This is a genomic window from Vibrio sp. 10N.222.49.C12, from assembly GCF_041475025.1.
In the GTDB taxonomy this organism is placed as follows: domain Bacteria; phylum Pseudomonadota; class Gammaproteobacteria; order Enterobacterales; family Vibrionaceae; genus Vibrio; species Vibrio crassostreae_C.
In genome coordinates this window covers 69324-81630 of the sequence record NZ_JBFRVF010000026.1, presented here as the reverse complement: position 1 = coordinate 81630, position 12307 = coordinate 69324, and the positions used below count along the sequence as shown (strand labels likewise).

Below are 12307 nucleotides of genomic sequence, written 5' to 3'. Positions count from 1 at the left end.
TTTTTGCTCTCCTAGCCTATCTTTGAAGCAAGTAATAAAATTAACAATGCGACGGTTGACGAGTTTTGACGCTATGATTTATTTAAAGGGGTTCATCTAATGGACTTAGTTAATGATTAATATAGCCAATAGTGAATACTTGATAGTACTTGATCAATCAGGAGATTAAGGTGAGTTTAATTCCAAGAACGGAAAGAGCTGCGTTTTCGATAAAGCCGCTGTCATATGGAAAATCGGTGTTGGGTGCGCCTTTGCTCTATTTCCCCGTACAAGTAGAAAGCGAGTCTCGCGGGCTGATCTTAGCAGGCACACACGGTGATGAAACCGCTTCTATTGCAGGATTATCTTGTGCGCTGAGAAGCTTGCCAGCCGCCAACTTGAGACACGATGTGATCCTGTCGATGAACCCAGATGGCAATCAATTAGGAACACGTGCCAACGCAAACCAAGTCGACCTGAACCGTGCCTTCCCAACTCAAAATTGGACAGCAAACGGCACTGTCTATCGCTGGAGCTCCCACACACCAGTCAGAGATGTAAAAGTGAAAACCGGCCAAGCCGAACAACTTGAACCTGAAGTGCAGTCCCTCATCACACTCATTGAACAGCGTAAGCCAAAATTCGTCATCTCTTTCCACGAACCTCTCGCCATGGTCGATGACCCAACCCAATCGGAGCTTGCCACTTGGCTAAGCAAACAATTCAACCTACCGCTCGTTGAAGACGTGGATTACGAAACCCCAGGCTCATTCGGCACATGGTGTCAGGAAAGAAACCTGCCATGCATTACCGTAGAACTTCCGCCAGTTTCTGCGGATTTAACTATAGAGAAGTATTTGGATGCGTTTGTGGCAGTGTTGGGGTGTGAGGGAAATTAGTCTGGAGTAGGCTACATATACACATGCGAACAGTAATTCATCCTAATTACTAGTGAATCATATATTCCGTCTACTGAATCAATCCCATTCATAATCTATGCCGAATTCTTCCTTTGCATCATTTCAACTTATCTTTAGAGAAAGGCAATCGACATGATTAGCGCGATAAAAACTTCACTATCAATGAACTTCGGGGCTCGTCGCTATGAATCTAACTCGTTATAAAAAATCATGACAAGTGTCTGGACAAAAATGTTCCAAGAAAATGATCCTAAAACAGCACTATTTCTAAATTAATATTTATCGTTAGAGGTGATCGCGATTGGGGTTTACACGCAAGTTACTACAAGTAGTGTAATAAAGGCTCCAGCAAAGCACTAGAGCCTTAAATACCATTAGAAATTGAATCTAATTATTAGCCTCAAGCTCTTTCTCTGCAACCGACAGCATCTCAAACTCTTCCTCAGCGGTCGATGCGACCAATTTATTACGGCTATATAGGCCATAATAAGCACCACCAATCACAAAGAGTCCCATAGTCATAAAGAATGCAGATGGGTCAAAAGCATAAACACCCGTCATTGCAATAAGCGACAGCACTAGTGAAGTGCCGGAAGTCAGCATGCCACCCGGTGTTTTGTATGGACGGTGAAGCTCTGGTTGCTTGATACGCAACAATATATGACTAAGCGACATTAATGCATAAGACACTGTCGCCCCCACTACCGCCATCGCCAAGATCAGGTCGCCTTCTCCGGTCAATGACACAGCAAAACCAAACACACCCGGCACCACTAAAGCACGAGCAGGCACTTTGTTTTTGTTTGTAAGCGACAAACTTTGAGGCAAGTAACCCGCACGAGACAATGCAAACACTAAGCGGCTATAACCGTAGATAATCGAGAAGAATGAAGCAATAAGTCCTGCAAGTCCTAGTATATTAACAGCCGTTGCAACGGTTGGATTACCGGTCAACTTCAAGGCATCGACTAGAGGAACGGCACTATTCGCAATCGCTTCAGAACCCACAGCGCCCGCAAGCAGCAGAACGACTAAGGTAGCGGTGACCAGTAAGAATAACATTGCGCCGATAATACCTTTGGGTACATCCTTGGCCGGGTTTTTCGCCTCTTCAGCAGCCAGTGGAACCCCTTCTACCGCAAGAAAAAGCCACATTGCAAACGGTAGTGCCGCCCATACACCATACCAACCAAAAGGAAGTAGTTCTGTGGCTTGTGCGGTTGCCGGAGCGATATCAAACAGATTATTAGCATCAAACTCACTAACCAATACGCCTGCTGTCATAAGAATTGCTAGTACGGCTAACCCACTGATGACCATCATGACTTTCAGAGCTTCTCCCACCCCTGCCATATGAATACCGATAAAGATGGCATAAAAGATCGCGTAAACAAGAGGACCATCGATACCCATTAGTTCATTCACCGCTGAGCCAATAAAAATGACAATCGCGGCAGGTGCAAGGGCATACTCAATTAAGACGGATAAGCCGGTAAAAAATCCCCCCGTTGGTCCCATGGCTTGTCGAGCAAAACTATAGCCACCTCCTGCAGCGGGAATAGCCGCAGACATCTCCGCCAAAGAAAGGACAAGGGTAAAGTACATCACCGCCATAGCAATTGCAGCAATAAGAAAGCCTCCCCAGCCAGCTTGACCGATACCAAAGTTCCAGCCTGCAAAGTCACCAGAGATCACGTATGAAACGCCTAACCCTGCTAGCAAAATCCACCCAGCAGTGCCCCTTTTAAGTTGTCTTTGCGCCAAATATTCCTGATGTTCTGACATTGTAAATCCCTCTATTTTTGTCTTTTATCCAATTAAAAAATTGCCTGTGTGCTTGTCTTCTAACTGCTCACCACCTTCTTCCTCGATACTCGAACGGTCTTTAAGGTTGACTCCTGAAAGCTCTAGCCGACGAGCTTCCTTCAATAGGTATACCGCTCGCTTACACGCATCTTCATAAGCCAACCCCTGTGGGCGAATATTAGAAATGCAGTTCCTATCAGAGTCTTTTGTTCCTCTTCTCGCCTGCCAAGTCAGGTACATACCCATGCTATCTGGAGAGGTCAGTCCCGGGCGTTCACCAATCAAAACCACCACCATCTTGGCTTGTAAGCACTCGCAAACATCATCTCCTATTGCCACTCGGCCCTGCCTCACAACAGTAATAGGAGCAACATGCCACGGCACTTCGTCTTCCCCTAATAAAGAAAGCAGATGCTCAATGACTGGATTTGCATGATTTTGAATGGCAATTGAAGACAAGCCATCAGCCACTACTATCGCGAGATCAAACGGGGGAGACTCTGAATGAAGAACGGCTTGCAACTGATTCCAACAGACGTCATCAAGCTCACGACCAAGATCCGGCCTTTGCAAATACATGAATCTGTCTGTCGCTTTGCTGTGCGCCTTAATGGGTGCCTGAGAAGTGTGTTGAATGACCGAGTTTGATTGAGCGATGAGCTCAACCAATGAATCCACATCTAAAGCACAATGAACGGCATCCATCGCCTGTGCATGGTCGAGTTGAAATGAAAGCAACTCTTTAGTTGGAACGCTATTTCCACTTCGACCCAGTGCAATACGTGCCGATGTAAAACCTTTAAGCTCGTGCCAAGGGTTTTGAGTTACCAACTTAGAAGCAGAATGTTTTGCCATAGAGACCACCTTACCCATGTGCGGGGCCTCCATTAAGTTGTGCTAGAGCGCCAGCAAATGAGCCGGAGAGTCGTTCATTTAGGCGCACATCTTTTACATCATCAAAAATCTGCATCTGAGTTAGCCACTCCTCAAACTCCGGCGCAGGTTTTAAACCCAACACCTTGCGTGCATAAAGTGCATCATGAAACGAGGTTGTTTGATAATTGAGCATGATGTCATCGGAACCCGGAATCCCCATAATGAACGAGCACTCAGCGACACCGAGCAATGTCAGTAAGTTATCCATATCATTTTGATCGGCATAGGCATGGTTGGTATAGCAGATATCACACCCCATCGGCAGGCCAAGCAATTTGCCACAAAAATGGTCCTCAAGCCCTGCTCGAATAATCTGTTTTCCATCAAAGAGATATTCAGGGCCGATAAAGCCGACCACGGTATTAACCAACAATGGATTAAAATGACGCGCTACGGCATAAGCCCGTGTCTCACAAGTTTGTTGGTCCACACCATGAAAAGCATTGGCAGAGAGAGATGTTCCTTGCCCTGTCTCAAAGTACATGACGTTACTTCCAACGGTGCCTCGGTTCAGCGAAAGCGCCGCTTCGTTTGCTTCTTTAAGGATCGAAAGGTTAATACCAAAGGTGTCGTTCGTACCTTGAGTGCCACCAATAGATTGAAAGACGAGATCCACCGGAGCGCCCATCTCAATCGCTTCAATCGTGTTGGTAACATGGGTTAATACGCAAGATTGGGTCGGGATCTGGTAGTGTTGAATGACCTCTTCCATCAGATTCATCAACTTAATTGCCTGTGGTACATTATCTGTTGCGGGATTAATGCCGATCACAGCATCACCATTGCCATACATCAAACCATCAAAAATACTGGCGGCAATGCCATTGAGAGAATCGGTTGGATGATTGGGCTGTAAACGGGTGGATAAACGACTAGGCAAGCCAATGGTGTTACGAAACGCAGTCACTACCCGACATTTTTTGGCGACTTGGATCAAATCCTGATTACGCATGATCTTACTCACTGCAGCCACCATTTCTGGAGTTAAACCAGGACGCAGCTTTGCAAGCGTGAGACTATCGGCTTCATCACTTAGCAGCCAGTTCCGAAAGTCTCCCACTGTAAGGTGATCAATCGCTTTAAACGCCTCTCTATCATGGCTATCAATGATTAAACGAGTAACTTCATCACTTTCATAAGGGATCACCGCTTCATTTAAAAACGTCTTTAGGGGCAAGTCTGCCAGTGTCATCTGAGCTACAACACGCTCTGCAGCAGAAGTCGCAGATACACCAGCCAAAACATCCCCTGAACGCTCTGGCGTAGCCTTTGCCATCAGATCTGCTAACGACTCAAAGTTAAAAACCAGGTGCCCTTGTTGTCGGCGATAAGCTGCTGTCATAAATTCCCTCTTCATAAACTGGTTCAGTTCTTGCTCAATAACCTTTTGTATATATGAGTAATTAAGCGATTTTTGAACCGAATGAATATCAAGAATCGGCAAACATAAAAAAGCATTAATAAACATAAACTTAAAGACACACTGTACTAATATGGGTCACATGGGTAGGTCATGGAATGATGAGAAAGGATGAAGAATTGATGCGTTATGCACCTAATTTGTGCACATTCAACACATTTGATGCAAATCAGCAGGCAGCCAGCCTCTTTAACTGGCAGCAAGAATATGACCAACTGAGTCAAGGAAGTTTTCTAGGTCAGATCCGTGAACGAAAATTTTCTCACGTGCACCTATTTCGAGAAGACAGCAACCGAAAGCTTAAGCAGCAATGTCGTATTAATGAAGGGATTTGGTTAGGGATCAGTGCTAACGATAGACCTTTACACATCAATTACGCACAAGGTAATCCTGATAGTATTTTGATCCGTGAGGCTGGGGCGGATTTTGAGCTACTTACGCCAGAAACCTTTTCTATTTATGGGTTAGTCATAAGCCCTTCACTGGTTGAAATGATTCAGCAACAGCTAGAGATTGAATCATTAAACAGCAAGAGCCACTTTCTTGGTTGCTCTCAACACTACACCCAACAAATAAAAGCTTACTTGAGCTTACTACTCTCCCCGAGTCAATCTCGCTGGTCTTTTCAAACTCATCAATCCATTGTTCAAGATATGTTGGTCGAATTGTTCGCTCAATCGTCTAATCAAAATATGCAAAAAACCAATGCCTCACAGCGTGAGAACACAATGCGTCGAATTAGGCAGTACCTAGATAACTCGCAGTACCGTAAACCCGTCACCGTGTCTGAACTGTGCGATGCGGTTTATGTCAGTCGCCGTACGCTGCAATACACCTTTGAGTCCTGTTGTGACATATCACCAAAACAATTTATACAAAATGTACGTCTCAACCAGGTACGGCGCATTCTGCAAAATCCGAGCGAACAACGGTGCATCAATGAAATCGCCTTTGACTTTGGTTTTTTTCATCTGGGATATTTTTGCCAAAGCTACAAGCAGTTGTTTGGTGAGTCGCCCATGCAAACACGTTCTAATGTCTAAAACCCAAAAAGTGTCGAGGGACAACTTAAAAAAATGTAGTTAGACGATATGAAAGACGAATAGATTAGTTGACTATCCTGCCTCAAGATCACAACGCATGAACTTCACTTCAAGTGCCTGCCGCCATCAAGGTGCAAAGTCCTTCCTGTCATATAGTGACTAGCCAAAACAAACTTAATGCCATCTATCACTTCTTCAAAGCCTGCCTCTGCGGGAATCAGTGCTTTTTTCAGAGCTTTGGTTTTGTACGCCTCGTCGTCATGTTCATTGAATTTTATCATGGCAGGAGAGACAGTATTGACTTTCACCTTGGGAGCCAACATCGCTGAGAACGACAGCGTCAGGTTGTTGAGTGCAGCTTTACTGGCCGCGTAAGCGATGTGTTTTTTACTGCCTTTTTCCGCAACGTAATCACTGATGTGGATGATGTCCGACGTTTTATCGCCAGACATTAATTGGTCTTTGAGCATTAAGTTAACCAGATAAGGCACGGTAGCGTGAACCGTCATCATCTGGTTCATGATTTGTAATGCGTTTTCACTGGGATTTTTTTTGTTCTCCGGTTGCCAGTCGGAAGCGTTATGGATGATGGCTCGAATCGCCTTATATTCTTGACCAACATAATGCAAAAAACCCTCTAAGCTACTTTGTTGATAAAAATCTACCTGTTGCAAGTCGGCTCCACTGTCGCGCAGTATTTTCAGCTGGGGATAGTCGCTTCGGTAAGTGCCAACGACTTTGTATCCGTCAGATATAAGTTGCTGCGCCAGAGCGAATCCTAAACGCTTCCCCACTCCAGTTATTAGAATCGTTTCACTCATCGTAAAAACTCAGCTCTAGTTTGAGGGTTAGTTTTGAAACTGCCACCAAGCGCGGTTGTGGTGGTTTCAGAGTTAGCGTCCATAACGCCTCTCGATTTAACGCAGTAGTGAGTTGCTTTAATCGTCACAGCCACATTTTCTGTTTCAACCAGAGCCTGTATCGCGACCAGGATTTGCTGTGTAAGGCGTTCTTGAACCTGCGGACGCTGAGCAAAGAATCGAACAATACGGTTTATTTTAGATAGCCCAAGAATCTTGGATTCTGGGATATAAGCCACTTGTGCTAAACCATCGATGGTGATGAAGTGATGTTCGCACGTCGAAGTTAAATCTATATCCGATACCTTAACCATTTCATCAACTGACATTTTGTTGTCGATAACGCTGATTTTTGGGAAGTTATTGTAGTCGAGCCCTGAAAATATCTCGTGAACGTACATCTTTGCAATGCGATGAGGTGTTTCAGCGAGACTGTCATCGGTTAAATCCAGCCCGAGCGTACTGACAACTTCCGTCAAAAGCCCTTTGATGCGGTTGTACTTCTGGTCTGGGTTCATTTCGCTCGATGTCATCGGGGTTTCAAGCCCCTTTTCGAGCAAAGCTTCTCTTACTTTTTCAGCTTCTGTGGTTAGCATTGAGTCGCTCCTTATGAGTTAATCTTCAAGTTCTGCTTCATAGCTCAGGGTGAGCGAGACGGAATCGGCGAAACGTAGAGCATGAGGCTTGTCAATTCTCACCTGAGCGTATCGAACCCATGAATGGTCGATACAAATACCGAGTACGTCGCTGGTTAACTTTTCTAAAAGCAGAAACCGTCCAGATTCAACATGTTCAATAATTTTTTTGCAGATATTTTTGTAGTTAAGTGCGTTCTCCACATCATCAGAGAGGCAAAGGTTGTTTGCGGGATAATGGATCTCCGCATTTATGACGATGTCTTGCTGCTTGGTTTTTTCTTCTTCGTTGAAGCCGATGAAGGTTCTTAATCTGAGATTTGTGATGGTGATAATCGCATTGTGATTCATAACAGTTTCCGATCCTTAGAAGGTAGAGTGAGTTACGTGCCTATTAGAGGAAAAGATCAATAAAGCTCAAGCGTTCTGTTTAAAGCAGTTACAGGGACTAAGTGAAGCTGACCTCGAACGGTATAAGTTCGGTTTTCTGACTCAGCTGATCGAAGTTGTTCCAGAGATGCTGAAAAGAGATATCTAGAGTGGGATGAAGTTCTTGCGCGGCAACATCAACTAACGGTCGAAGCACAAAAGCGTACTCGGTGATTTCACCTCGCGGCAGCTCTACTCCATCGATAGTGCCCACTTCGTTACCGTAAAGAAGGATATCGATATCCATCGTGCGCGAGGCATATTCTTTAGTTTCTCGCTTGCGGTCATTTTCTAATTCGATTTGATGCAGAACCTTAGCCAGTTCAGCGATAGAAAGGTCACATTCAAACCCTGCGACTAGGTTTAGGAAGTTGTCCCCTTCAAAACCAACAGGCTCACAATCGTAGAAATTAGAAATGTTCAGAGGTGCAAAGTGACTATTCAACGCTTTGAGAGATTCTGTGATGTGATGTTCGCGGTTAATGTTGCTTCCGATGCTGACATAGACGGTGGACATATTGTTTTCTCCCTTTTATCTAACCTCTTACGTTGTAAGTCGCTAGGAAGATCAGCTATGTATCCGTTTGATGTCGGGAGGGTAAATGAAAATCTCCCGACAACTCATATTGAGTTCGGTTCTGAGTTGGAAAGAGGGACTTTCGAACTAGGAAGTACCACGGGTAAAAATTCAGCTTATGAAGGCTCTGGAAATAAATGAGTTTCGAAGAACCAAGTATTAGCAAATCACGAATTAGCATAAGTATGAAAAGTCACTAAGCTCACTGTCCAGTATTGTTTTTACACAAATCTGACATTGATGAATGCCATAAGCTATCGATATAAACATCAATATATTGTATTATTATATCCGTATTTATACTTATTAGGATTTTCTATGTTGATTCACGAATTTTCGAATAAGGACGTTACCGCTGAGCATGTAATTTTAGCTCAAGCAATACTAGCAGGGACTGCTCAAGGTGATAAAAGTAAAGCACAGCGCTTTATGATTTTTGTAAATGAGATTCCAGATGCGCCGACTGTGCAAAACCTGATTCCACGCTTTAGTCAATTTATGAAGCTCTTTAAAGCCAGCTGACATTCAAAATACGTTACACAGGGATGTGTAATTAAGATCACCAACTCCCCCCTAACCACTACCTACTTTTAAACTCTATCTGACCCTATGCTCGCTCTATATCTAGCCATTGTTGTCGGAGGACAATAGAGTTTGATCAATTTTAAAAACGTTTCTGGACAGAAACGCGTTAGTGCACATGCTCTAAAGTGCTTGCGTCAGGTTAGAAAAAGTATCTTGATACCATAGTCGTTTTTTATGAGCCAGACAGAAGGTCTAGTAGTGGTTCTGCTGCATTTTGTCCTTTTTCGTATAAACCTAGTAATGCATTAGCCATTTTGTCTGTTTCAGCTATACCTTTAGCTGCCGTTCTCAAGTTACCCCATACTTTAGCTACATTTGAAGCTTTTTCATGATCATTTTCAGCCCCGTCAGAGATATCATCGACTCTTGATGCTAGGTCAGTAAAGCCCTCAGAAAATGCTTTTTTTAAGGCTGCCCCACCGACGATTGGATAACTTTGAATAGCACTTTCAATGATATTGAGCTGACTCATCAAGAAATCGTACATACCAGATGAGATAGAGCTATTTTCGATATCCTGCCTTAAAGTCTGAATAGAACTTAAAATTGCCTCTAACTCTTCTTTATCTACAGGATCTTCGTCTTCTAGTATCTCACTACAGTATCCTAATGCTAAGATCGTATCCGTACTCAATTTATTTTTGTAATTATTCCATGAAGCTGAAACATTAGTTAATGAGATAGTACTTTTAACTCGGTCCAAATATGGCTGGTAAAGGTTGCTACTAAATGTTGTTTGTTTCATTAAGCGCTCAACCAGTTCTACTTCTTTTCGAACTAACATTAGCTTGTCATACACTTCATGTGGATCTCTTTTGACAAGCTCAGTATCAAGCTCAAAAACCTCACCCCATGCAACCGACATAGGAACATTATCTTTCTTAGTTTTCACCTGATTAACAAGATGCAAAACTCGCTTTGCTGGGTTATTTAAATTTTCCATAGTAATTCCTTTGTACCGATGGCTCATTACGCTTTATAGATAGGCCTTTTCCATCTTTACATCCCGTCTATGTTGATGCCATTTACTATGAAACTCAACCAGTATCAACTTGTTGTGTGAATCTACATAGCCTCCTCAACATACACTTAACCCAAGATCTTCATGCACCTTCCCAAGATCTCATCATTATCTATAACGATGAGTTTTAGCTTTTTCCTAGTTCGAGTGATGTTCTGGAAGAGCATTTTTACTGGGTTGTAATAGGCATAAGCACTATAGTCTAGGTTATCACTGCCATTGTAATGAAAGAACTTATCCAATACGATGACTACATTATCAAATTCCTGACCTATGATTTCATGAGATGTTTGACAATTACAATCTGAATATTTTTTGTGATGCTCTCTATTATATTGCGAAGGTGTAAACCTAACGACTTCCCAATCTCCTTCTCTTAATGAAGATATATATTCACGAGCATCATCTATCTCATCATAGTATTCGAAATCAATGTCACCTGAATAGGTGAAATCTATATATCGCTTCTTATCGAAAAGACATTTTATGAAGTTAGAGATCTCTTTGTTTGTCCTAATCTTTTCAGACAGCTTATGAGAAACCAATCCCTTTATCTTACTTATCTCCCCATGAATATTCACTCTAGCTTCGGAATTTGACAGAGTTTGCAATTGATCATATGAAAAAACACAGTTAATTTTTTCAGCTTTCACTTCATCAACAATTTTTTCAAATTGTTTCTTGTAAACTCGTTGCGCTTCATCTACGAATATTGCGTCGTAATCCGAGAGCTTTCTGGAATTGAGGTGTCTAATCGATATGATATCCCACCCTGCATCGATAAGAGCCCGATGACCATCATTAAGTTGTCCACAATGAACAATGAGGGCAGAGTTACCATCAACATAGTCTTTCACAATGTCGTATGCTAACAGAGTCTTACCTGTACCAGCACTTCCAATCAGTGAAATAAAGCTTGTTTTATTCTTATCAAGCTCTTTCAATATTTGATTTTTAATATTCTCTTGTTGACTTGTTAGGAAATAGTTTTCATTTAAGAACTTATCAGTAGAATTGAATGGTGATACCAAATAGTCAGACGGGTCAAACTCTTGGTCTAAATTTCTTATTTCTAGAGATTCCTGACCACAAAGAACTTCAGCTAACTCTTCAACCGAGCTTGCTTCTAGCTCGTCATCATCATTTAGAGTGAAGAACTCGCCAGTAGTAGAGACAAAAGTAACACTATATATTTCACGCTGTAAGTAACTCAAATAATATTTATTTCTTAGCAACTGCTTTTTAATTTTCTCTTCTGTACTTTCTCGTTTAAGCTCTATATTGACCACAAGGTCATCACTAAACCTAAGTAAATCAAATTCCTTCCCAATCTGTGGGATAGTATAACCAACGAAGAAATTATTTAGATGAATTGGGTTTTCTAGCTCACCCCAAACAGTTTCAACCAACTGTTTAAGATCCTCCATTTCGGCATCGTTGATACCGATTTTATGGAAAGTTACCAAATCATCAAAGACGTTATCATCCAGAGATGCTTTAGCTTGAACTAACGATAAGATGTTTATACTTTTCACTAAATGTCTGCCAATCAGTTGTAAACGCTTAAGCACATAATTTTCATGAAACAAGTGCCTTATGGCAAGCCACCTGCAAAAAATCTGAGATATAGGCAGTACTACTGTGAAAATAAAGTACGGTTAAGCCAATCACGTACAACCTAACCACAGTTCAGGGCTATCTGTTTGTCGCAGATACCATTAACGAGGTATTCTGTCTTTAGCTTTTAACTTACTTTTCAGTGTGTCAGGTAGTCGATCCTTGTACTTGCATGACTCTTCATCCTCTTCCCCCTTGTAAACACTGCACTGTAGTGGATGAGGAAATTTGGCCACATAATTATATGAGAAAAAGTAAGTCAAACTGCGCTTTGGTGCAGTGTATATTGAATCAGTTGAAACACGTAATGGGGCAAAGATAAGTTAGAGCTCCTAGTGATCTCTGACATAAAAAACAAGCGAATCCCCCCAAAAAAAGAATCAAAGCGATACCAATCACCGTGTAAATATCGGTTTTGCCCATATACCAGCCAAGACAACGCGACGTCCAACAACATGATTACCACCATACTCGACGCA

General features: G+C 42.5%; 12 protein-coding genes. 3 read left to right on the top strand and 9 right to left on the bottom strand.

Annotated features, from left to right (window positions below):
• Positions 1–170 precede the first annotated feature (170 nt).
• Positions 171–878, top strand: a complete 708-nt coding sequence (gene mpaA, locus AB4583_RS10035) for a murein tripeptide amidase MpaA (protein ID WP_372117207.1) — start codon at positions 171–173, stop codon at positions 876–878.
• A 408-nt stretch (positions 879–1286) separates the two neighbouring features.
• On the opposite strand, the gene eat is transcribed toward mpaA, so the two are convergent.
• Genes eat through AB4583_RS10020 form a run of 3 tightly spaced genes read right to left on the bottom strand, consistent with a single transcriptional unit; the run spans position 1287 to position 4983 of the window.
• Entirely contained in the window at positions 1287–2684 is a 1398-nt protein-coding gene (eat, locus tag AB4583_RS10030) for an ethanolamine permease (protein WP_136999155.1), read from the bottom strand.
• 24 nt (positions 2685–2708) lie between these two features.
• Positions 2709–3578: an ethanolamine ammonia-lyase subunit EutC gene (eutC, locus tag AB4583_RS10025; protein ID WP_136974151.1), complete on the bottom strand. Its 870-nt coding sequence runs from the start codon at positions 3576–3578 to the stop codon at positions 2709–2711.
• Positions 3571–4983 carry an ethanolamine ammonia-lyase subunit EutB gene (locus AB4583_RS10020; RefSeq protein WP_017061645.1) on the bottom strand — a complete coding sequence of 471 codons (1413 nt, stop codon included), beginning with the start codon at positions 4981–4983 and terminating at the stop codon, positions 3571–3573. The genes eutC and AB4583_RS10020 overlap by 8 nt, the downstream gene beginning before the upstream one ends.
• Positions 4984–5183: 200 nt before the next feature.
• On the opposite strand from AB4583_RS10020, the gene AB4583_RS10015 reads away from it, so the two are divergent.
• Positions 5184–6104 carry a helix-turn-helix domain-containing protein gene (locus tag AB4583_RS10015; RefSeq protein WP_017067657.1) on the top strand — a complete coding sequence of 307 codons (921 nt, stop codon included), beginning with the start codon at positions 5184–5186 and terminating at the stop codon, positions 6102–6104.
• Between the two features lie 104 nt (positions 6105–6208).
• On the opposite strand, the gene folM is transcribed toward AB4583_RS10015, so the two are convergent.
• The 4 genes from folM to folK all read right to left on the bottom strand — a co-directional run bounded on the left by folM (position 6209) and on the right by folK (position 8545).
• On the bottom strand, positions 6209–6925 hold the full coding sequence (folM, locus tag AB4583_RS10010) for a dihydromonapterin reductase (protein WP_372052096.1): 717 nt from the start codon (positions 6923–6925) through the stop codon (positions 6209–6211).
• A complete protein-coding gene (folE, locus tag AB4583_RS10005) occupies positions 6922–7560 on the bottom strand; it encodes a GTP cyclohydrolase I FolE (RefSeq protein WP_048611743.1) in 639 nt (212 codons plus the stop codon). Before folE ends, folM begins: the two co-directional genes overlap by 4 nt.
• Before the next feature lie 18 nt (positions 7561–7578).
• Positions 7579–7950 (bottom strand): dihydroneopterin triphosphate 2'-epimerase, encoded by a 372-nt coding sequence (gene folX, locus AB4583_RS10000; protein WP_017067658.1) that lies wholly within the window; start codon positions 7948–7950, stop codon positions 7579–7581.
• A gap of 97 nt (positions 7951–8047) precedes the next feature.
• The gene (folK, locus tag AB4583_RS09995; RefSeq protein ID WP_372117205.1) at positions 8048–8545 is read right to left on the bottom strand and encodes a 2-amino-4-hydroxy-6-hydroxymethyldihydropteridine diphosphokinase; all 498 of its coding nucleotides are present in this window, start codon (positions 8543–8545) and stop codon (positions 8048–8050) included.
• Between the two features lie 378 nt (positions 8546–8923).
• Here folK and AB4583_RS09990 point away from each other — a divergent pair, with 378 nt between their 5' ends.
• Complete coding sequence (locus AB4583_RS09990) at positions 8924–9127, top strand: pyrophosphatase (protein ID WP_102420170.1); 204 nt, start codon at positions 8924–8926, stop codon at positions 9125–9127.
• Positions 9128–9362: 235 nt separating this feature from the next.
• On the opposite strand, the gene AB4583_RS09985 is transcribed toward AB4583_RS09990, so the two are convergent.
• Together AB4583_RS09985 and AB4583_RS09980 are read right to left on the bottom strand one after the other, a co-directional pair.
• Positions 9363–10133 (bottom strand): hypothetical protein, encoded by a 771-nt coding sequence (locus tag AB4583_RS09985; protein WP_372117203.1) that lies wholly within the window; start codon positions 10131–10133, stop codon positions 9363–9365.
• Positions 10134–10279: 146 nt separating this feature from the next.
• Positions 10280–11782: a DNA/RNA helicase domain-containing protein gene (locus AB4583_RS09980; RefSeq protein WP_372117201.1), complete on the bottom strand. Its 1503-nt coding sequence runs from the start codon at positions 11780–11782 to the stop codon at positions 10280–10282.
• Positions 11783–12307: the final 525 nt, after the last annotated feature.

Excerpts from the sequence above, each read along its gene's own strand:
- folX (WP_017067658.1), bottom strand. The coding sequence starts at position 7,950 with ATGAATCACAATGCGATTATCACCATCACAAATCTCAGATTAAGAACC.
- AB4583_RS10015 (WP_017067657.1), top strand. The coding sequence starts at position 5,184 with ATGCGTTATGCACCTAATTTGTGCACATTCAACACATTTGATGCAAAT.
- AB4583_RS09985 (WP_372117203.1), bottom strand. The coding sequence starts at position 10,133 with ATGGAAAATTTAAATAACCCAGCAAAGCGAGTTTTGCATCTTGTTAAT.
- eat (WP_136999155.1), bottom strand. The coding sequence starts at position 2,684 with ATGTCAGAACATCAGGAATATTTGGCGCAAAGACAACTTAAAAGGGGC.
- eutC (WP_136974151.1), bottom strand. The coding sequence starts at position 3,578 with ATGGGTAAGGTGGTCTCTATGGCAAAACATTCTGCTTCTAAGTTGGTA.
- folM (WP_372052096.1), bottom strand. The coding sequence starts at position 6,925 with ATGAGTGAAACGATTCTAATAACTGGAGTGGGGAAGCGTTTAGGATTC.
- AB4583_RS09990 (WP_102420170.1), top strand. The coding sequence starts at position 8,924 with ATGTTGATTCACGAATTTTCGAATAAGGACGTTACCGCTGAGCATGTA.
- folE (WP_048611743.1), bottom strand. The coding sequence starts at position 7,560 with ATGCTAACCACAGAAGCTGAAAAAGTAAGAGAAGCTTTGCTCGAAAAG.
- AB4583_RS10020 (WP_017061645.1), bottom strand. The coding sequence starts at position 4,983 with ATGACAGCAGCTTATCGCCGACAACAAGGGCACCTGGTTTTTAACTTT.
- folK (WP_372117205.1), bottom strand. The coding sequence starts at position 8,545 with ATGTCCACCGTCTATGTCAGCATCGGAAGCAACATTAACCGCGAACAT.